The 22,081-nt window shown below is 68.7% G+C and carries 12 protein-coding genes; 8 read left to right on the forward strand and 4 right to left on the reverse strand.

Features of this window, described 5'->3' with window-relative positions:
* Positions 1-4 precede the first annotated feature (4 nt).
* From F3087_RS37205 to F3087_RS37215, 3 genes are read left to right on the forward strand one after another with little or no spacing between them, the layout of a single operon-like run.
* Positions 5-688 carry a response regulator transcription factor gene (locus F3087_RS37205; protein WP_150406819.1) on the forward strand — a complete coding sequence of 228 codons (684 nt, stop codon included), beginning with the start codon at positions 5-7 and terminating at the stop codon, positions 686-688.
* Positions 681-1,793, forward strand: a complete 1,113-nt coding sequence (locus F3087_RS37210) for a sensor histidine kinase (RefSeq protein WP_150406820.1) — start codon at positions 681-683, stop codon at positions 1,791-1,793. The genes F3087_RS37205 and F3087_RS37210 overlap by 8 nt, the downstream gene beginning before the upstream one ends.
* Entirely contained in the window at positions 1,790-2,677 is an 888-nt protein-coding gene (locus F3087_RS37215; protein WP_150406821.1) for an LLM class flavin-dependent oxidoreductase, read from the forward strand. The genes F3087_RS37210 and F3087_RS37215 overlap by 4 nt, the downstream gene beginning before the upstream one ends.
* A 23-nt stretch (positions 2,678-2,700) precedes the next feature.
* Here the strand turns inward: F3087_RS37215 and F3087_RS37220 are convergent, their stop codons facing one another.
* Complete coding sequence (locus F3087_RS37220; protein ID WP_150406822.1) at positions 2,701-3,570, reverse strand: MmyB family transcriptional regulator; 870 nt, start codon at positions 3,568-3,570, stop codon at positions 2,701-2,703.
* A gap of 95 nt (positions 3,571-3,665) precedes the next feature.
* Positions 3,666-4,238: a TetR/AcrR family transcriptional regulator gene (locus F3087_RS37225; RefSeq protein WP_150406823.1), complete on the reverse strand. Its 573-nt coding sequence runs from the start codon at positions 4,236-4,238 to the stop codon at positions 3,666-3,668.
* Between the two features lie 86 nt (positions 4,239-4,324).
* Here F3087_RS37225 and F3087_RS37230 point away from each other — a divergent pair, with 86 nt between their 5' ends.
* The 5 genes from F3087_RS37230 to F3087_RS37250 all read left to right on the forward strand — a co-directional run bounded on the left by F3087_RS37230 (position 4,325) and on the right by F3087_RS37250 (position 8,995).
* Entirely contained in the window at positions 4,325-5,218 is an 894-nt protein-coding gene (locus tag F3087_RS37230) for an NADP-dependent oxidoreductase (protein ID WP_150406824.1), read from the forward strand.
* A gap of 75 nt (positions 5,219-5,293) precedes the next feature.
* A complete protein-coding gene (locus tag F3087_RS37235; RefSeq protein WP_150406825.1) occupies positions 5,294-7,051 on the forward strand; it encodes a CocE/NonD family hydrolase in 1,758 nt (585 codons plus the stop codon).
* A gap of 28 nt (positions 7,052-7,079) precedes the next feature.
* A complete protein-coding gene (locus F3087_RS37240; protein ID WP_191094332.1) occupies positions 7,080-7,421 on the forward strand; it encodes a putative quinol monooxygenase in 342 nt (113 codons plus the stop codon).
* Between the two features lie 210 nt (positions 7,422-7,631).
* On the forward strand, positions 7,632-8,435 hold the full coding sequence (locus F3087_RS37245; protein ID WP_223885640.1) for a BPL-N domain-containing protein: 804 nt from the start codon (positions 7,632-7,634) through the stop codon (positions 8,433-8,435).
* Positions 8,436-8,545: 110 nt separating this feature from the next.
* Complete coding sequence (locus F3087_RS37250; protein ID WP_150406827.1) at positions 8,546-8,995, forward strand: DUF6299 family protein; 450 nt, start codon at positions 8,546-8,548, stop codon at positions 8,993-8,995.
* Between the two features lie 14 nt (positions 8,996-9,009).
* Here F3087_RS37250 and F3087_RS37255 read toward each other — a convergent pair whose 3' ends face one another.
* Positions 9,010-18,039, reverse strand: a complete 9,030-nt coding sequence (locus F3087_RS37255) for a non-ribosomal peptide synthetase (protein ID WP_150406828.1) — start codon at positions 18,037-18,039, stop codon at positions 9,010-9,012.
* Complete coding sequence (locus F3087_RS37260) at positions 18,039-21,902, reverse strand: non-ribosomal peptide synthetase (protein ID WP_150406829.1); 3,864 nt, start codon at positions 21,900-21,902, stop codon at positions 18,039-18,041. Before F3087_RS37260 ends, F3087_RS37255 begins: the two co-directional genes overlap by 1 nt.
* Positions 21,903-22,081 lie beyond the last annotated feature (179 nt).

Raw genomic sequence — 22,081 nt, forward strand, 5'->3', positions numbered from 1 at the left:
CCCTATGCGTGTGCTGATCGTCGAGGACGAACCTTATCTGGCCGAAGCCATCCGCGACGGCCTGCGCTTGGACGCGATCGCGGCCGACATCGCCGGTGACGGCGACACCGCGCTGGAACTGCTGAGCATCAACGCCTATGACATCGCTGTTCTCGACCGGGACATTCCCGGGCCGTCCGGCGACGAGATCGCCGAACACATCGTCGCCTCCGGCAGCGGCATGCCGATCCTGATGCTCACCGCCGCCGACCGGTTCGACGACAAGGCCACCGGGTTCGGGCTCGGCGCCGACGACTACCTCACGAAACCCTTCGACCTCCGGGAACTGGTGCTCCGGCTCAGGGCACTCGACCGAAGGCGCGCCAACAATCGGCCACCGGTGCGGGAGATCGCCGGCCTGCGGCTGGATCCGTTCCGCCGCGAGGTCTATCGCGACGGCCGCTATGTCGCGCTGACCCGGAAGCAGTTCGCCGTGCTCGAAGTTCTGGTCGCGGCCGAAGGTGGCGTGATCAGCGCCGAAGAGCTGCTGGAGCGGGCGTGGGACGAGAACGCGGATCCGTTCACCAACGCCGTGCGCATCACGGTCTCGGCGCTGCGCAAACGGCTCGGCGAACCCTGGGTCATCGCGACCGTGCCCGGCGCCGGGTACCGCATCGACACCGGACGTGCGGAAGGATCCGATGGATAGGCAGCCCGGGTTGAGCGTTCGGCTCAAACTCACCCTCAGCTACGCCGGGTTCATCACTCTGGTCGGCGGCTTGCTGTCGATCGCCGTGTGCGTGTTCTACCTGTGGTATCTGCCCGAGGGGTGGATCAATACCAGCGGCAATTTCTGGATCGACCGCTCCGCCCTGTTCCGCGCCTTCGCGCCGTTCGTGGCCACCGTGCTGGCATTTCTGCTGGTGATCGGCTTGGTGGGCGGATGGCTGCTGGCCGGTTGGATGCTCGCCCCGCTGACCCGCATCACCGCCGCCACCCGGATGGCGGCGAACGGCTCACTCTCGCACCGGATCCGGCTCCCGGGCCGCAGCGACGAGTTCCGCGAACTCGCCGACGCCTTCGACACCATGCTCACCCGGCTCGAGGCGCACGTCACCGAGCAGCAGCGGTTCGCCGCCAACGCCTCGCACGAGCTGCGCACTCCGCTGGCGATCACGCAGACGCTGCTCGACGTGGCCCGCAACGATCCGACCCACGATCCGGATGAACTCGCCGCCCGCCTGCACGCGGTCAACGCCAGGGCGATCGACCTCACCGAGGCGTTGCTGCTGCTCAGCCGCGCCGACCGACGAGCGTTCACGCCCGAACACGTCGACCTGTCCCTGATCGCCGAAGAAGCCACCGAAACCCTGCTCCCCCTGGCGGAACGGCACGGCGTCACGCTCGAGACGTCCGGCGACATCACCCGCACCCTCGGCTCGCACGCCCTGCTGTTGCAGCTGACGATGAACCTCGTGCACAACGCGATCGTGCACAACCTGCCGGAGCGGGGCATCGCGTGGGTCATGACCAGTGCCTCCCCGGAAGCCGTGCTGCTCACGGTCGAGAACACCGGTGACACCCTCACTCCGCAACTGGTATCCACGCTGGTCGAGCCGTTTCAGCGCGGTACCGAACGCGTCCGCACCCATCACGCGGGTGTCGGGCTCGGCCTGGCCATCGTCGACAGCATCACCCGAGCCCACGGCGGCACGCTCACCCTCACGCCCCGCCCGGCGGGCGGGCTACGCGTGACGGTCCAGCTACCGGTGCCGCGAATCGCGGCCGAGCGAACTGGCATGATCGCGATGTGAGTTTACGCTTCGGTATTCAGTTGGCGCCGACCGCGACCGAGCTGCCGCAGTTGCGCGCGCTGGCCAAGGTCGCGGACCGGGAGGGCCTGGACCTGCTCGGCATCCAGGATCATCCGTACTCGGGCGGACTGGCCGACACGTTCGCCGTGATCGCCACCGTGCTGGCCGAAACCGAACGGCTGCGGGTGTTTCCGGATGTGGCCAGCCTCCCGTTGCGCGGGCCGGCGATGCTCGGCAAGCAGGCCGCGACGCTGGATCTGCTCAGCGGCGGCCGATTCGAACTCGCCTTGGGCGCGGGCGCGTTCTGGCCGGCGATCGGCGCCATGGGCGGCCCGGTGCGGTCGAATCCCGAAGCGCTGCAAGCACTCGAGGAAGCCACCGAGATCATCCGCGCCATGTGGCTGCCCGGGTCGAAGGCGAAAGTCCATGGCACGCACTACACCGTGCACGGCGTGCAGTCCGGTCCCGCGCCCGCACATCCGGTCGGGATCTGGTTCGGCAGCGTCGGTCCCAAGGCCAACGCCCTCACCGGCCGCATCGCCGACGGCTGGGCCGCCCCCATCCCGCACTACCTGCCATACGAGAAATGGCAAGCGACACAAGACATCATCTCCGCCGCCGCCACCGACGCCGGCCGCAACCCGGCCGACATCACCCGCATGGCCCAGCTCGTCGGAACGATCACCGACACCCCGGGACCGGTCACCCTGCGCGGCGAAGAACCCATCCGCACCGACGCCCCCGGCTGGGCCGCCATCCTCGCCGACCTGGCCAACGAAACCGGCTTCGACACCTTCACCTACTGGCCCGAATCCCCCGACGACACCCAACTCCGCCGCTGGATCGGCGACGTAGTCCCCGCCACCCGAACCTTGTGCGCCTGAAGGCATTCGAGGCCTGGCGGTCGTTAGCGTTGCTTCTCCTGGCTGGCCGCCCACGACGCCAACAGGGCTAGGCCGTCTGCGGTCGCCGTGCCGGCGGGTGCGGTGTAGACGTTCAGGAGCAGGCCGGGGTCGGCGGGCAACTCCATCGACTCGACGTCCAGGTCGAGCCGGCCCACGACCGGATGGTGGATTCGTTTGCGTCCGGATCGGTGGAGCCGGACGTCCCGAGATGCCCAGCGCTGCCGAAATAGCTCACTGCGCGTTGATAATTCACCGACCAGGGTGATGAGTTCCTCGTCGTGCGGATCGCGGCCGGCTTCCATGCGTAGCTTCGCGGCCACATCGCTGACGATTCGGTCGTAGTCGATGAAGAAAGTGCTTGCCGCCTCGGGATCCAGGTATACGAAACGCGCGGTGTTCGCGGGCCGTCGCGGGTCGGCGAACACCGGCGAATACAGCGCGCGGGCAAGGTGATTCGTGGCAAGCACGTCGAAACGGCCGCTGCAAATCCAGGCCGGCGCATCGGTGATGGCGTCGAGCACCTGCCGAAGCGCCGGACGCACCGTCGCGGCGGGTCGCCGGCGGCGGGCACCGCTGGGCGCCTTGGACTGTCGCGCAAGGTGGAACAGGTGATCGCGCTCGGCCTCGTCGAGTTGCAAGGCAGCGGCCAACGCGTCGAGCACCCCGTCGGACGCGCCGGAGAGGCTGCCGCGCTCCATTCGCACGTAGTAGTCGACCGATACTCCCGCCAGCAGCGCCACCTCTTCGCGACGCAGACCTTTGACCCGGCGGTTGCCGCCGTAGGCGGGCAGTCCGGCCCGCTCGGGCGCGATCCGCGCGCGCCGCGAGCTCAGGAATTCCTTGATCTCGGTGCGCAGATCGATCGTGGTCATCCCTTCACCGTAGGCCCCGCCCGCAGGCGAAGGGAGGTCCTGCCGGTACCCCCGACGGCTACGCGCTGCCCCACTCGACGTGCACCCACCGAGGCCTAGGCGACCTTCCAGGCGGCCTCGATCATCGGGAAGATCTCGTCCAAAGCGGTGTCCGGGTCGGAAGACTCGCGGGCCAGTGCGTAGGCATCGATGACGAATCTGGCAATTGCCCGGCAGGATGCGCCGGTCGAGGGGTGGTTACGGTCGGCGGCGATGGCGGTGGCCAGTGATTCGGCGTAGCGCAGGCGCATCGACTGCTCGTATTGGCGCAGGTCGGGGGAATTGTTGATCATGCGCCAGAGGGGGGTGGCCTCGTCGGAGGCGCAGTGCCGGACGATGGCCTGGATTTCGCGGCGCAGTGCCGGGATGAGCGGCTCGTCGGGCGAGCGGTCGGTGACGGCCTGGGTGAGGCGCCGGTCGAAGTTCTCTTCCTGCTCGAAGACCAGGGCCTCTTTCGAGGCGAAATGAGAGAAGAGGGTGGTCACGGCCACGTCTGCCTCGGCGGCCACGTCCCGGATGCCCACTGCGTCGTAGCCGCGTTCCAGGAACAGCCGCAGGGCGGTCTCGGCGATCTTCTGGCGGGTCGCGGCCTTCTTTCGCTCACGACGTCCGACGGTCGGCGCTGTCATGAGCTGATGCTATCAGGTATCAATCAGCACCTGATCCAAATAACTAACCGTTGCAAAACACTAACGGTTAGCGTTATGTTCGAGGCATGAAAGCAGTGCGCTTCGCCGAGTACGGCGGCCCGGATGTCCTGGAACTGGTTGACGTGGCCGAGCCCCACCCGGGCCCTGGTCAGATACGAATCGCCGTGCGTGCGGCGGGAGTGAATCCACACGATTGGCGGGTGCGCGAGGGCCAGTTCCAGCGGATAAACCCGATCCCATTGCCCGCGGGCGTCGGACAGGACGCGTCCGGAGTGGTGGACGAGGTCGGCATCGGGGTCACCGGCATCGCGATAGGCGACTCCGTGCTCGGCCGCGGTTCGAGCACCTACGCCGAGTTCGCCGTCCTCTCCTCCTGGACCCGCCTGCCCGACGGGTTGAGCTTCGCCGAAGCGGCCGGCTACCCGTCGGTGGTCGAGACCGCGCTGCGGATCATCCGGCTGGTCGGCGTTCGACCCGGGCAGACGCTGCTGGTCAGCGGCGCGGCCGGCGGTGTCGGCTCGGCGGTATTGCAGATCGCCCGCGACCGGGGCATCGCGGTGATCGGCACCGCCGGGCCCGCGAACCAGGACTACGTGCGCAGCCTCGGCGCCCGCGCCACCACCTATGGCCCGGGCTGGGTCGAGCGGGTCCGTGCGCTCGGCCAGGTCGACGCGGCGCTGGACCTGAACGGCGCGGGCGTGCTCCGCGGCCTCCTCGACCTGACCGGCGACCCGGACAAGGTGATCACCATCGCCGACCTGGAGGCGCCGATGCTCGGCATCCGCTTCGCCGGCGTGGGCGGCAACATGCCCGCGGCCCTCGCCGAAGCCGTCGACCTCATCACCCGCGAGAAGCTGCACATCCCGGTCGCCCAGTCCTATTCACTCGCCGAAGCGGCGGCGGCCCACGCGGACAGCCAGGCCGGACACACCCGCGGGCGCCGGGTCCTGCTCGTCTGATCCGAATCATCCAGTCGCGCAGCTGGATTCGACGCGACAATCCGGTTCACGATCGACTTCCCCAGGAGATCCACCATGTACCAACCTCGCATCGACGCGGGCATCCAGATGACCACGCGGGACGGCGTAACCCTCACCGGCGACCTCTACCGACCCGCCGACGACGGCCGCTGGCCGGTCCTGCTGCACCGAACCCCCTACGACCGCAAGGACTCCTACCGAGTTTCCGGGATCGTCGCCGACCCGTTGTGGCTCGCCCGGCAGGGGTTCGCGGTACTCGTCCAGGACACCCGCGGCCGGTTCGACTCAGGCGGCGAGTTCGACTTCATCACCCAGGAATACAACGACTCCTCCGACGCAATCGACTGGGCCGCAACACAATCCTGGAGCGACGGCAACGTCGGCAGCTACGGCTCGTCCTATCTCGGAATGGCCGTCTTACAGGCGGTCGCTGCCCGAAATCCACACCTCAAAGCCGCGGTCGCCATGGTCGCCACGGCCGACATGCGCCACACCGCCCGACCCGGCGGCGTGTTCGAGCTCGGCTTCCTCACCACCTACGGCCTCGTCCTGAGCCGCGAAGGTCTCGACCACACATCACTGAATTCTACTGAGCGGGAACATGTTCGAAAGCTGATCGGCGAAGCCTTCGCCGACCCGCACGCCACCCTGAGCCGCCTGCCCCTGACCGGCATCAGCCCGCTCGACGACGAACGGGTCGCGCCGTTCTGGGCCGACTGGCTGCGCTCGCCCCACGACCCGTTCTGGGACCGGCCCACCCTGCTCACCGAGCCCGAACGCGTCACCATCCCGTTCTTGCAGGTCACCGGCTACCTGGATTTCACAAGTCCCACCCAGTTCCGGCTTGCCACCCGGCTGGCCGGGAACGACAACGCCCAGCTCGTCGCCGGACCGTGGAACCACTTCGGCGCGTACTCCCCGCCGGGGCAGGTCGGCGCGCGCGTACCCGCCGACGCCACCGCCGGGGTGCCCACCTGGAATCCGGTGCTCGCCGGCTTCTTCGACCGCCACCTGCGCGGCGGCGACGGCTCGGCTTACCCCACCGCCGACCGATACCTGTCCGGACCGGGCCGGGTCACCTACTTCGTCGGCGGCTCGGACACCTGGGCGCACGCACCCGCCTGGCCGCCCGCGACGACGGTCGCGGAATGGGTCCTCGGCTCCGGCGGCGACGCTCGCACCGCTACCGGCGACGGAACACTCATTTCCCCAGGCGCGGAACATGATTCAAAGATCGGCTCCGACACGTTCACCGCCGACCCGCACGACCCGTTCCCCACCCACGGCGGTGCGATCACGGTCGAAGGCGACCCCGCGACGACGCCGCAAGGCATCCAGGACCAGCGGGCCGTCGACGGGCGCGCCGATCTGCTCGTCTATACCAGCGATCCGCTGACCGAGGACCTGACCATCGCCGGACAACCGGAACTGCGCACCTTCCTCAGCAGCACCGCCCCGGACGCCGACGTCTGCGTCACCTTGGTCGACGTCGAACCCGACGGTTTCGCCCGCAACGTCGCCGACGGGGCCCAGCGTGCCCGGTACCGCAACGGCGGCGACACCGATTGGCTCGATGCCGGCGAACCCGGCCGCGTGACCGTCACCCTCAACGACGTCGCCCATCGATTCCGCGTCGGCCACCGGATTCGCGTGCAGATCGCCGGATTCAGCTTCCCGCGCTTCAGCCGAAATCTGCACACCCGCACCATTCCCGAGTTCGGCACGCTCGACGAGGCCGTCACCGCACAGCACACCGTGCATTACGGCCCAGCCACCCGGTCCGCCCTGCGCCTGCCGGTGCTCGGCGGATGACCGTAAACACCAGCAGAAGGAGTCCCCAGTGTCCGAAATCGTCGTCATCGCCAGTCTCCAGGCCAAACCGGAGCGCGGCGCCGAATTGCTCGCGCTGCTCGCCGAACTGATCCCCCCGGTGCTGCACAGCGAACCCGGCTTGCAGCGTTATGCCTTCTACGTCGAACCCGGCACGGATCCCTTGCGCGTCACCGTGATCGAGAAATACGCCGCCGAAGCCGACCTGGAAGCACATAACAGCGGCGTCCTGGTCGACTATCTGCCGCGGCTGCTCGATCTGGTCGATCCGGCTCCGCACACCGTGGAACTACGCCCGGCATCGCTGGCAGTCACCGTCAGCGACAGCGACGCCGCGCGGCTGACCATCTAGCACCTGTATCGAATCGCGCAGACCAACTGCGTAACCCGACCCCGCCGGTCGGCGGGACTGCCCCCGCTGACCGGCGGGACTGCGTCGCCGCCGAAGCGTTTTCGCGACTCGCGATGGGACCGTGGTGGAGATCCGAGTGGATCGACGCCGCATACCGTTGCGGGGAATCTCCCACCGGCGCAGGCCCGGCCGGGGACAGACAGGAGAACTATGTCCGGCACGAAACCGAGCGGCGATATGCGCTCGACCGTTGTAGACCGACGCCGGTTACTCCTCGGCGTGCTCCCGGCCGCCGCGTTGCTGGCGGCCGGCTGCGGCGAGTCCGATGCCGACAAGCAAAGCGCCCCAAGGCGACTCGCGCTGATCTATAACGGTCCGCAGGGCTGCCCCGGCTGTGCGCCCGCGATCGCCGACGTGCTGCGGCACGCCCCGCACCCGTTCGAGGTCGAATACGTCGGCCCCGGCACCGGAACGCCGCTGACCGCAGCCGCGCTGGCCGAAGCGCAGCTCTACGTCCAGCCCGGCGGCGGCGCCGACCTCGACGGAACCTGGCGGACCCTGCGCGACTCCGCCGACCTGATCCGCGACTGGGTCCGCAACGGCGGCAGCTACCTCGGCTTGTGCTTCGGCGGCTACCTGGCCGGCCGCGACCCCGGCTTCGACCTGCTCCCCGGCGACACCGACGGATACGCCGGCTCCCCCGGCGCCACGGTCCCCGACGATCGCGACACCGTCGTCGCCGTGACCTGGCAAGGCAAGCCGCGGCACATGTACTTCCAAGACGGCCCAGCCTTCCTCCTGGACAACGGCGCCGACGCCACCGTGCTCGCGACCTACCCCAACGGAATGGCAGCCGTCGTCGTCGCCCCCTACGGCAAGGGCCGAGTCGGAGTCAGCGGCCCCCACCCCGAGGCCGACGAATCCTGGTACGCAGATAAAGGATTGACCAACCCCGACGGCATCCACCTCGACCTGGCCTACGAATTGATCGAGGCGACCACCACCCGCCGGTGAACCCGCTTGGGGCAGGACCGTACTTTCTGGGGATTGGTGCGCGGGAATCCCCCGCATACGCTTAACTCACCATTCACTCGAATTCTTTCCTGCACAACAGGAGTCACGTGATGATCGAATCTCGCCGGTTTGCCATGCCCAGAATCCGGAGCATCCGACTGGCCGTCGCCACAGCGGCAGCACTCGCCGGCTCCACGGTGCTCGCGGGACCGGCACTGGCCACACCTCAGGTTCTCACCGTCGAAGACAATCAGCATCTCAACGCCGACGGCACCGTGGACGTCATCGGAACCTACCGCTGTAGCGGCGGTCCGAGCAACATCCTCTTGGGCGACTCGGTATTGGACCAGCAGAGCGACAACGTCGGCTCACCGTCGACCACGATCCCGGGCACCTGCGACGGCGCCGCGCACCCCTACACCATCCACTTTCCGGCCGGGAGCTACTTCTCCTTCCAGCCGGGCCCGGCAACCTTCACCAGTATCTGGTCCTTCTACGACGCAGCGGGGAATCCCACTGCGGCCGAACTCGTCAATGCCCCGATCACCTTGCGGCGCTAAGTGTTTCGCGACTCCTATCGTTCGGGCGCCTCGTTGATCGTTTCGGCGATCAGTGAGGTGTGGGGTGGTCGCACGATTCCGTAATGCGTGGTGTCCAGTCGATGCCACTGAGTCTTCGGCCCCAAGTGCGTGGGCCAATCCTGCTGCTGCGCAGCTGAACTCGGCCCGTCGACACCCGCCTGTTCGGCGAGCCAAAGTTCGCTCGGGGTGTGCGCCAGGTGCGGAAGCCTGTGTTCGACCATGCTGTTCAGGTTGGCGCGACAGCATCGGGCCAGCCGTTCGGCGTAGGCGGTTGCCGCCGCGGCACCTGCGTGGTCCAGCTCCTGAGCGAAAACGTCATCGAGTCGCGCCTGGTCGTACGCGCGCACCACAGCGCTCGCTCCCGGAGGTGGCGGATCGATCAGATGCAGCCCTTGCGCAGGCCGCCCCGCGGCCTCGGCTTCGGCGGCCATCCCGATCGCCACCCAGGCCCCGAAGGACCAGCCGGCCAATTGCCATCGCCATTCCTCAGCCGGGAAACGGGTCCGCAGGGCGACGTAATAGTGGTGTGCGCGCTCGGTCAGCGTCCAGGTCGGCGCGGTGGCCTGCCGCAGCGCCGGGTCGGCGATGAGGCACACCGTGAGGTGCGGCGCCAACGCGGAGACGAGCGCCCGATAAGCCTGAATGTCACCGCCCACCGGATGCACCAGGCACACCACGTCCGATCCGGTCCCCTCCTGCCAGACGTCGAGCACGACGTCCTCCGGACCGGCCGTCCCCGCCGCTTCGGCGAGCCGGGACAGGACCTCGTCCAGACTCACCCGGTGGCTCAGCCGAGCCAGGTCCAGCTCGACGTTGAAATGCTGTTTGATCGTGTCCAGCAGATCGAGCATGGTGAGCGAGTCGGCGCCCAGGTCGTAGAGCGATGCGTGCGGATCGAGATCGTCCAGGCCCAGCGCGTCGCACAGCTCCGCACGTAGCAGCCGTTCCGCCGATTCGACCACCACACCACCGCCCGCCGGTGTCGTGGCTGCTGCGGGAGCGGCATAGAAGGAGCGGGCCTCGTCGAGATCGGTGGTACAGACCAGCAGTTGCGGCAGTTGCACGCCGAGGGCGCGCGCGAACACCCGTTGCCCCTCGTGATCGGTGAGGCCGACGGCCAGGTGCGCCCGATGCCGGGCGTCTGTCGGCAAGGCCCGCACCGCCATTCCGGTTTCTCGCCACACATCCCAGCCGATGCTCACCCGCAGCGTGGTGTCGTCTGCTCCGCTCCGGTATCCGGCGAAACCGTCCAGCAGCGCGTTCGCGGCGGCGTAGTCGAGCTGGCCGATTCCGCCGAACCGGGCCGCCATGGACGAGCAGTACACGGCGAGGGTGGGCCGGTGCTGCTGGATCAGGCGCTCCATCAGCAGAGCTCCCCGCAGCTTTGCTGCGATCCCCTGCCGCGCCGTGTCGGGATCTCGGCGCGCGATCAGCCCGCCGGCCGCCACGCCGGCCGCATGCACGATGCCGTCGAGCCGGTCCAGCCGATCGCCGATGCGCCGCACGAGCACGTCGAGATCGGTCTCGGCCAGATCCGCATCGATGGTCTCGACCCGATCGGCCCAGGGCGCCAACACTTCTGGGAGGTGTGCGTGCCTGGCCAGCAGTGCGACCCGGCCCGCGCCGTTGTCCAGCAACCAGTCCGCCACACTCGCGCCGATGCCGCCGGTCCCGCCGAGAATCAGATACGTGCCGCCCGCGACAGTAACGACGTCTCCCGTATCCACGGAGACGGGCGACACCAGCTGCTGCCACCAATATCCCTGCCGCAGAGCGAGATCCTTCGGCACCTCGGCATCACTGTCGAATCCGCTCGTCAATTCCGCAAGCGCCGCGGCCCATTCGCTCGGAGCCGTCCCGGGCAGATCGATCCAGGACCCGGGCACACCGGTCTCCTGCGTCCCCACCTCGCACACCCCGGCAAGGAGATTCGGCTCCGGCCGTAGCACCGCCCCATCCACCGGGCGTGCCGCCGCCGACAACCACCACACGCGAACACGTTGCGCGACCCGGTGATCCGCCACCGCACGGAGCAACGCGGCGGGGGTATCGACACACGCCCAGTTCGCTCGTTCGACACTGGCCGGTCCGACTGGTCCGTCGACGCCCAAGGGCAGCGCGTGCACCCAGTCGATCCCGTCGCAATCGATATCGGCGAGCACGTCGAGCAGCTGCCGAAGCGATCCCGAATCTGCGGGGTCGACGTCGAACACGTCTTCTCCCGCGTGCCGGTAACTGTCTCGGGCGACGACCTGGACGACGCGGAGGTGCGCCCGCCCGAATGCCGCCACCAATGCGGGGTCGGATGGACCGTCAGTCATCAAGACCAGCAGTCGATTCCGTGGCGATGCCGCCGGAGCACCGGCGCGACGCAGCCGCACCCAGTGCGGCTGATGCAGCCAGTCGGCTTTCGGCAGCCGTCGCGGTCCGGTCTCGGCGACCGATTGCGGCTGCTGCACTGCCGGTTTCGCGCGCGGGAAGTCGAACTCGGCGAGATCGAAAGCCGGCGGCGGAAAGTTCCACGGTGACTGCGCCGGTCCGCTCGGCCACGCGATGGACCGACCGGACAACCAGGCCTCCACCAGCTCACCCGGCGCCGAAGTAGCGGATACCGGGTCGGCGACCGTCTCCACGGCGACCACCTCGCCCGCCCGCAACCACCGCACGGCATCGGCCGCATCGGTGCAGACCACGGCCATCCGCCACCGTCGATCGGGCCGACCTGCCTGCAAGTGGCGCAGCACCTGCGCGTAAGCCTGCGGGTACTCCGCCAGATACTCGGCGACCCGCGCCGCATCGGCCCGCAGCGCGACTTCACTACTGCTCGAAAGCATCAGGCAGGCAACAGACTCCGGCGCGGAACCAGTATCCGGACCGGCCTCGAGCACGACATGCGCATTGACACCACCGATACCGAAACTGCTGACCGCCGCCACCCGCGGCCGGTTCACCGGCCACGGTCGCGCCTCAGTAGGCACGTAGAACGGCTCGAGGTCGTCGACTAGCTGCGGGTTGGGCGCCCGGAAATCCACTGTCGGCGGGATCAATTCATGGTGCAGCGCAAGGGCGGCGCGGATCAGCCCGATCACCCCGGCCGCCGCGCCGAGATGGCCCAGCTGACTCTTGACCGACGACAGCGCACACCCACCCGATTCGGCCGAGTCCAACGCCTGCCGCAGCGCCCCGACCTCCACCGGATCACCGAGCCGGGTACCCGTACCGTGCGCCTCGACGTAGGCGACCTCGTCACCACGACGACCGCTGCGGCGCAACGCGGTCCGAATCACCGCCCGCTGCCCGGCCAGCCCCGGAGCGCTGTACCCGAGCTTCGCCGAGCCGTCGTTGTTGACGGCGGACCCGGTGATCACGCCGTACACGGTGTGGCCGTTGCGGCGCGCCACGGACAGCCGCTCCAGCACCACCACACCCACCCCGCTCCCACCGATCGTGCCGCCGGCATCGTCGCTGAACGGACGGCAATGCCCGTCGGGCGAGAAGATGTGCTGCGGGCGGTATCGATACCCGTCCGCGAGCGTCGGATCGACCAGCACCCCGCCGGCGAGCATCACCTCCGCCTCGCCGTTGCGCAGCATCCCGGCCGCAAGGTGCACGGCGACAAGCGAACTCGCGCACGCCGCCTGCGCGGTGAACACCGGACCGGTCAGCCCGAGATGGTAGGCCACCTTGGTGGCGAGGAAGTCCTTGTCGTGGTGCTGCGCGAGCTGGAACTCGTCGGGCAGCAGCGCCGGATCGGCCTCGCGCAGCAGGGTCTGGAAGTAGGTGTTCTCCCCGCACCCGGCGATCAGACCCACGAGCCGATCGGACGGGTCGGCGATGCCCGCATGCGCCAGTGCCTGTACGCAATTCATCAGCAGGTGACGCTGTTGTGGGTCCATCACCGCGGCATCGCGCCGGTTGATGCCGAAATGCGCTGGGTCGAAGGCCAGGAGACCCGCCATTTGACTGCGCGCGCCCACCACACCGGTTGGGGCGTCGAAGAATTCGATACCCCGCCCGGCGCTCTGCACCATGTCCCAGAACGCTGCCACATCGTCCGCACCGGGGAGCCGGACCGCCATGCCGACGACGGCGATCGGTTCGTCTACCGCGGCCGCCTCTCGCGGCCCCTGCGCGGCAGGCACATTCGCCCCGTCCACGAACCGCGCCAGCGCACCGATGGTGACATGCTCGAACAGATCAGCAACGGTGAACCGGAGACCCAGCGCGGCACTGCAATGCAGATGAAAACGCATCAACGCCAAACTTGTTGCGCCCGCACCGAAATACGTCTGCTCCGGCCCGATCGGCACACCGGTCGACGCCTCGAACGCCGCCGCCAGCTCCGCTTCGCGCGCCGACCACAGGGTTGGCGCAACGGTCCGGATCAAGTCCTCGCCGGGGGCGCTCGCCGCCGCCCGCCGATCCAGCTTGCCGCTCGGCGTCCGCGGCAGCTCCGCCACCACCCTGAACCGATCGATGCTGACCGGACCGGGCAGCAACCGCGCCAAATGTGCCGTCAGCTCGGGCACTTCCGGTACCGCACCGCGACACTGCAGGCAGGCCACCAGGGCACCACCGTCACGCACCACCACGGCCTGCACGACCCCGGGATAGCGCAGCAGCGCCACCTCGAGCTGCCCCAACTCGACTCGATGCCCGCTCACCTTGATCTGCTCGTCTTCCCGACCGACGAAGTGCAGCAGGCCTTCTCGATCGAAGAATGCTCGATCACCGCTGCGATAGCACAACCCGACTCCGGCCACCTCGACTAACCTGTCCGCGCCGGAATCACCCAGATAGCACCGAGTCGCCATCGAACCACCGATCAGCAGCTCCCCCACCGCCCCCGGCGGCACCACCAGACCGGCCTCGTCCACCACCCGCAGCACCGCGTTGTCGATCGGTCGCCCGACCGACGGCCGTTCCGGCCACCGCATCGGATCCGAGTCCAGGGACAACGTGCTCACCACGTGCGTTTCCGTCGGCCCGTAGTGATTGAACAGCCGCGCCCCCGGCATCCCCGCGAACCAGCGCCGAATCGCGTCGGTGGATACCAATTGCTCGCCCGCAGTAATCACCTCGCGCAGCCGCGCCGGATACCGGCCGGACTGGACGCCGTGCTCGGCCAGCAGCTGTAATGCCACGTAAGGCAAGAAGATTCGCTCGGCACCGGCCGAATTCAGCTGATCCAGCAAGGCGGGCATGTCGTGTCGCCACTGCGGCTGCGTCAGGTGCAGACATCCCCCACCGCACAGCGTCGAGAAGATCTCTTGGAACGACACGTCGAACGACAGCGCGGAGAACTGCTGCGTCACCGCCGCGGCACCCAGTTGCCCCGAATCCGACTGCCACCGAAGCAGATTGCACAGCGTGCGATCGGGTACCTGCACGCCTTTCGGCGTCCCCGTAGAGCCGGAGGTGAACAGTAGGTAGAGCGGCCACTCGCCGCTTGCCACATTTTCGGTTGCACCGCTGCGCAATTCGTCACTCGGCTCGGTATCCGAGGACAGCGTGACCGGGTGGCGGGCGACGACTCCGTTGTCGATGGCGTCCCAGGCCTCGACCGAGTTCGGCGACAGCAGTACGCACAACGGTTGAGCCTGCTCGAGCATCTGGTGCAGGAGCGCGGGCGGATAGGCGGGATCCAGCGGTAGCGCGGTCAGGTGCAGGCGAGCCAAGGCCAGCAAGGACACCACATGTTCGATCGACGGCTCGAAGAACAGCGCGACACAGCGGAGCCCGTCCTCGCCTGCCGAAAGTGCTCGGCTTAACGAGATTTCACCGGCCAGGCCGGCCGCGAAGGCGTCGAGCTCGGCGTAGCTCACCGTGCGCCCGCCGACGCTCAGTGCCGGCGCGTCCGGAGTCAGCGCGACCTGCCGGGCGAATCCCTCGGCCACCGTGGTGAACGACAGCGGCACCGACGCACCGCGCCCGCTCTCCGGCAATGCGCTGCGGTAAGACGCAGCGAGGTCGGACGGCTTTTCCGTGCCGTGATCGAGCACCACGTCCAGACCGCGCTCGAACAGCCCGGCCAGCGCCGTCACCTCGGCCTCGTCGAAATGATCCTCGGCGTACTCCCACAGCAGGTCCATGCCGTCGGCGCGCTCGACCACCGACAGCGTCAGCGGGCATTTGGCCTCGGGCGCGGCGACCCACTGCGGGCGGGCCGTACAGCCGGGCAAGCTCAGCGCCCCGAAATCGGTGTTCTCCAAGACGAGCAGCGTGTCGAACGGCGCACTGCCACTGGCGAATTCGGTATCGGCGAGAACGTCGGCCAATGCCACGTCCTGCCGGTCCAGCACCTCCCGGACGCACTCACCCAGCCGCCGCAGCTCTTCGCTCGCCTCGGCGCTCGGCCGGACGGTCAACGGAAGCAGCACCGTGTTGGCGAACATCCCTACGCTGGTCTCGAATTCCGACAGTGCCCGATTGGCCACGGGCGCGGCGATCCGCAACCTGGTCCGCCCGGTCACCGCGTACAGGCTCCACGCGAAGACGCCGAGCAACACCTGAAAACGCGTGAGCCCCAGATCGGCGCACAACCGGTCCACCCGGCCGTGGCGATCGGTGTCGAGCGAGGTGTGCAGCAGCCGTGCGGTGGAGACAGTCTGCTCCCGCGCCGGTCGCAGCGGATCGTTGGCCGGCTCCACATTCGCGTAGTAGCGGGCTAATTCGCTCCGTTGCGCCCGATATACCTCGGCGGCGAACCATTCTCGCTGCCAGACCGCGAAGTCGAGCGGAGTCGGTGCGGTGCCGCGGGTTTCGGATAGCCCGCCCGCATAGCCGGCCGACAGGTCGGCGAACAGCACACCGAGCGACCAGCCGTCGACCGCGATGTGATGCAACCGCAGCAGCAGCGTGCCGCCACCGTCGTGCGCGAGCCAGCACGCCGCCAGCATGCGCGGCCGCGCGAGATCGAAAGCGACACCGAAGAATCGATCGGCGAAGTCCTGTCGCGTGTGCTCGTCGCGCGACGCCCCGGCATCCGGCTCCACCCACGGGTCATACGGGTCGCCGACCACTTGCCGCAACCCTTCGGGCGCGGCCGTGAACCCGGTCCGCATCGCCGGGTGCCGAACCACCAGTGCACGCAGGGAATTGCGCAGCGCCTCGGCATCCAGCGCACCGTCCACCTGGAACACCAGCGGCACGTTGTAGGCCCGCGACCGCGGTGATCGCTGCTGCAACAACCACATTCGCTGCTGTTCGCTGGTGGCCGGCGCCGCGCCTGCCTCGGCGGGAATCGGCAGCGCCGCATAGGACGAATTGCCGCGCGCCGTGTCGACGGCCGCGGCCAGCTCCGCGAAGTCCGCCTGCAACACCAGCCCCTGCGGAATATCGCAACCCCAGCGCCGCTGGACCAGGTGCCGAAACCGCAACGCCGCCAGCGAATCACCGCCACAGGCGATCCACCGATCCCCCGGCCGCGGATCCGCCAGACCCAGCACCTGCCCGATCACATCCAGCACCACCCGGTGCCGCGGAGCGACCTCCGCTGCCACGGTGTCCGCCCGCCACGGCTGATCCGCACGGCTCAGCAACGCGGCCTGGTCGACCTTGCCATTGGCGGTCAACGGCAGAGCGTCGACCCGGTAGAGACGATGCGGTCGCATGTAGGTCGGCACGGTGGCCGCCAGATGCCGATCCACGGCGGCGAACGCCAGCTCCGGCTCGGTCACCAGGTAGGCGAGCAACTCCACCGGCCCGTGCTCGTCGGTGCGCCGGGTGCACGCGAACGCGTGCCGGATTCCCGGGTGCGCGATGAGCTGTCGCTCCACCTCGCCGGGCTCGATCCGGAAGCCACGCACCTTCACCTGCCGGTCGACGCGCCCGACGTATTCGATGTCCCCGTCCGCATTGCGGGACACCAGATCGCCGGTGCGATAGAACCGTTCGCGACCGCCGTCGTGCCATGGCAACCGCACGAAACGCCTGTCGGTTTCCTCGGGCAGGTTGCGGTATCCCACCGCGACACCCGCGCCGGACAGATACAGCTCGCCGACCTCGCCCACGACGGCCGTCCGTTCCGTGTCCGGCACGACCACCAGCGCCCCGGTGTCCGGCAGCGGTCGCCCGATCGGCACCCGATCCGCCGAGTACTCCCGCGGAATCGGATAGCAGAGCGCGAAAGTCGTTGTCTCCGTTGGCCCGTACACATTGTGCAGCTGGGTGGTCGCGTCGGCGTTGTCCCGATACCACCGGCGCATCAGGGTGACGTTGAGTTGCTCCCCTCCGACCAGCACCTGATCGACCGTCGCGAAACAGTCGGGGACCGCGTCAACCATCGCGTTGAACAGGGCCGTCGTCGTGAAGACGGTGTCGATGCGTTCGCGACGCAAGGTGGCGGCCAGCCGGTCCGGCGTCTGCGCGGTGACATCATCGATGATCACGCAGCACCCGCCGGTCACCAGGGGCACCCAGACCTCGAAGCTCAGCGCGTCGAACGCCGGATTCGACAGGCACGCATAGCGTCTGCCCGGCGCGATCGGAAGGTATCCGGGCCGAGCCAACCGCAGGATTCCCGCGTCGCGCACCTCGACGCCCTTGGGCAGTCCGGTCGTGCCCGAGGTGTAGAAGAGAAATGACGCCGAGGCCGGTGGACCCGGCGATCCGGCGACTACCCGATCGCCGGCCAGCAGCGTCGAGACCTGGAGCGACAGCAGCGATTCCGCGAGTGCCACCCCGTCCTCGTGCACGACCGCCACCGCACCCGAGTCCCGGAGAATGTGGCGGCGGCGATCCGGCGGGCTCTGCCGATCCAGCGGCACCACCTGAGCACCCAGTCGCAGTAGACCGAGCATGACGCAGATCAGCTGCCACCCACGCGGCAGCGCCACCGCGACCGCATCGCCGGGCCGAATACCCCTGTCGGCCAACGCCAGCGCGGCCGTTGCGCCGAGCGCGTCGACAGTCGAGTACTCCAGCCGACGTTCGCCGTCGCACAGCGCGACCGCGTCGGGCGTGCGCTGAGCCTGAACGTGCACAGCGGCGGCCAGGCTCGCCGCCGCCGGTTCGGCACCCATCACGACTCCATCGCGGAGGCCGAAAGCTCAGCCAGCTCAGCAACAATGAGCTCGGCCACCCGGGGCAGCTGATCGCCTTCCAGCATCTCCCAGTGACCGCACTCCACCGGCACCACCGACAGGCCGCCCGCGGCCCGCTCGCGCCAGAAGTCCGCCGCCGCGGCATATTCCGGCGTATCGGCGGGTCCGGTCACCGCTTGCATGAAGACCACCCGCGCCGCCGACAGCGGCGGCCGGTAGTTGCACCCGGTCATCCGATTGTGGTTGTAGATCTGCAGGTACCGCTCGATCTGCGCATCGTCGATGCCCGGGTACATGCCGTTGAACCGGACCAGCTTCTCCCGGAACTCCGCTGCCCCAACGGGTTCGATCGCCGCGGGATCGGCAGTACCGTTCGTGTCGAGCAACACCACACTCACCTGGGCATGCCCGCGCGCGGTCAGCTGGCGGCCCATCTCGTAGGCCACCAGTCCGCCGTAGGACAGACCACACAGCACCACCGACTCCGCGGGATCCGGATCGATCAGCTTCAGGTATCGCTCGGCCATCGCCTCCACGCTGGGCAGCGGCGTCTGTCCTGGATCGATCCCGGGCGACTGCATCCCCTGCACGGTCATCGTCTCCGGAAGCGCCGCGGCCAGCGGCAGATAGCAGAACGCGGTGCCGCCGGCCGGATGCACGCACACCACCCGCTGCGGCCCGGTGCCCGTGCGCAGCTCGATGACGGTGCTGTCCGGCGCGAGGTCGACGTCCGCGCGCAGATGGGCAGCGAACGCCTCGATCGTCGGATACCGCATGAGGTCCGGCACCGGTACCGGCCGGCCGAACTCCGCGGCGATGGCGTCGGCCACCCGGATGGCCGAGATGGAGGTGCCGCCGACGTCGAAGAAGTTGTCGGTGATCCCGATCGTGGGGTGGACCAGCACCCGTCGCCAGATCCGATACAGCGCCATCTCCACGTGCTCGCGCGGGCTGCTGGTATTCACCCGCGCCGCGTGTTCGGCACGGATCCGCTCCAGCAGCGCCGGACGATCCAGTTTTCCGCTGCGGTTCAACGGAAACGGATCGATCTCGGCGACAACCGCGGGAATCATGTAGTCCGGCAACAGATTCGACAGAGCGGTCCGCCAGTCGTGCGAAGAACGGCCCGCTGCGGTCCCGGCGACGGCGGCGACCAGACGCGGCTCACCGTTCGGCGCGCGATCGAGCAGCATCATCGCCTCGCGTCCGCCCGACACCGCGAGCAGCGCCGCCTCGACCTCCCGCGGCTCGATCCGGAAACCGCGGACCTTGACCTGATCGTCACTGCGGCCGACGAATTCGCCGGTGCCGTCGTGCCGCCAGCGGGCCAGATCCCCGGTGCGATACATGCGCTCGCCGACCACCGTCGGATCGGCGACGAACCGTTCGGCGGTGAGATCGGGCCGGTTGAGGTAGCCCCGGGTCACCCCGGCCCCGGCGACGTACACCTCGCCCACCACCCCGGCGGGCACCGGTCGCAGTCGCTGATCGAACACATACATGCGGGTGCCCGGCAGCGGACGACCGATCGGGCACGGCCGTTGCCGCGGTTCGGGATCGATGTGCGCCGAGCTGTAGACCGTGGTCTCGGTCGCCCCGTAGCCGTAGAGCACCCGCAGTCCGGGCAACACCTGCCGCAACCGCGCCAGCGCGATCTCCGAGAGCGCCTCGACCCCGGACTTCACCTGCCGCAATGCAGATCCGGCCAACCGCTGATGCGGGTCCTCATCGATCCATCGAACGAAGGCAGGGGGCAGAAAGGCCTGTTCGACGCTGTGCATCCGCAGCCAATCGAGCAGCTCCGCCGGATCGCCCCGCAACTGCTCGGGCACCACGTGCAGAATCCCGCCGGTGGTCAAGGGCAGCAGCATCTCCTGCAACGAGGCGTCGAAGCCGATGCTCGACCAGGCCGACGCCGGTACACCGGGCAGCGCGCCGAACCGCTGCAACCACTGGTCGAGCAGGTTGACCAGGCCGCGGTGCGGCACCGCGATACCTTTCGGCCGGCCCGTGGACCCCGAGGTGTACACGACGTAGGCCAGGTTCGCCGCCGCGACCTCGACGCCGGGGAAGTCGTCGCGATCGGACTCCTGTTCGACCGCGGTCACGTCCAGCCACCACGGTGGCCGGCTCTCGACGTCGCTGAGCACCAGGGCCGGTCCGGCGTCGGCGACCATCGCAGACAGCCGGTCCTCCGGCTGGGCGGGATCCAGCGGCAGGTACGCCGCGCCCGTCTCGAAGATGGCGAGCATGCCGACCACCAGCGCCGACGAGCGGCGCACGTGCAGGCCGACCACCTGCTCGCGGCCGACGCCGCGGGCGATCAGGGCGTGCGCGAGCCGGTGCACCCGCCGCCGCAGCGTGGCGTAATCGAGCTGCTCCGGTCCGCACACGAGCGCGAGCTGCTCCGGCCGTTCCCGCGCCTGCTCCTCGAACCGGCGGATGACGCCACCGGGCGCGAACGGGGTCGTCGGCTCGCCGATGCTCCACTGCCCCAGCACAGTTCGCCGCTCGTCCGGATCGAGCAGGGCCAGGTCCGCGACCGCACGGCCGGGGTGCTCGACCATCTGCTCCAGTGCGCGCAGCAGATAGCGGCCGTAGCGTTCGATCGTCGTCCGTTCGAACAGCGCCGTGGCGTATTCCAGCTCGATGCCGAGACTGCCGTCCTCGTCCACCAGTCCGAGCGCCAGATCGAATTTGACCGGGGCGTCGTCGATGTCGAGCGGTTCGACGTCGACGCCGGGCAGTTGCAGCCGCCCGCGCAGCGGGGGGAACTGCGCGCACGCGGTCTGGAACAGCGGCGTGTGCGCCGGACTGCGGGGTGGATTGATCAGCTCCACCACCTGCTCGAACGGCAGGTCGGCGTGTTTGAGCGCACCCCGTAGCGTGCGATGCACCTGGCCGAGAAGCGTTGTTGTATCAGGTGATTCGGAGAGGGTGACCCGCACCGCGACGGTGTTGACGAAGAACCCGATCGCTTCCGCCAGCTGCCCACGGCCGCGGTTGGCCGTCGGCACCCCGATGACCAGGTCGGTCTGGCCGCTCAGCCGGGACAGCAACACCGACCATCCGGTTAGCACGGTCGTGTACAGGGTGGTGCCGTGCGCGTGGGCCAGCGCGCGCAGGCCGGCGGCGAGGCGCTCGTCGAGCGCGAACCGCACCCGGTCACCCCGATGGTCCTGTTCGGGCGGTCGCGGCCGGTCGGTCGGCAACTCGAGCAACGGCGGGGAACCGGCGAGAGTCCGCGCCCAGTAGGCGGATTGGACGGCGGGCTCGTCGCCGTCCAGCCATTGCCGCTGCCACCGGGCATGATCCGCGTATTGCTGCGGTAGCGGCGGCAGGTCGGCTTCGACGCCGCTCAGCGCCGCGGCGTACAGCACGCCGAGGTCGCGCAGCAGAATCGTCCTGGACGTGCCGTCGTAGACGATGTGGTGCACCGTGATCAGCAGTACTCGGCGATCCGGGGCCAGTACGGCCAGGTGGGCCCGGGCGAGCGGACCGTATACCGGATCGAACGGTGCGCCGGCGTTGTGCAGGCGCAGCTCGGCCAGACGTGCTGCGGCATCCGGAGATTCGGTCAGATCCACGATCTCCAGGGCGAAGCCGGTCTCGGGCGGATCGATCACCTGGTGCACCGCCGCATCGCTCGGAACCAGGCGGGTGCGCAACGCGGCATGGCGCGCGGCCAGCGCGTCGAAGGCGCGGCCGAGGGCCTCGTGATCCACCGCCCCGCGCAGCTCGAACGCCGCCGCCTCGTTATAGGCCACGCTGGCCTGGCCGTGCTCCGTGTGGATCCACAGTCGCTGCTGTCCGAAGGCGAGTGGGGCCTGCTCCAAGTTCATACGATCCACCAAACTCTTTCCAGCCGAGCCCAATTCGGGCATGGTCAATCGCCCGCCGGCGGCCGGCGATGGCCGTGTCCTGGATGCTCTCACGCCGAAAATCATTCGGGCATCACATAAAAATCAGTGACGTTGTAAGACAGGGTTATTGCCCTGTTATAGAGCAGTTTCCAATTATC

The sequence above is a fragment of the Nocardia colli genome, assembly GCF_008704205.1.
GTDB lineage: Bacteria > Actinomycetota > Actinomycetes > Mycobacteriales > Mycobacteriaceae > Nocardia > Nocardia colli.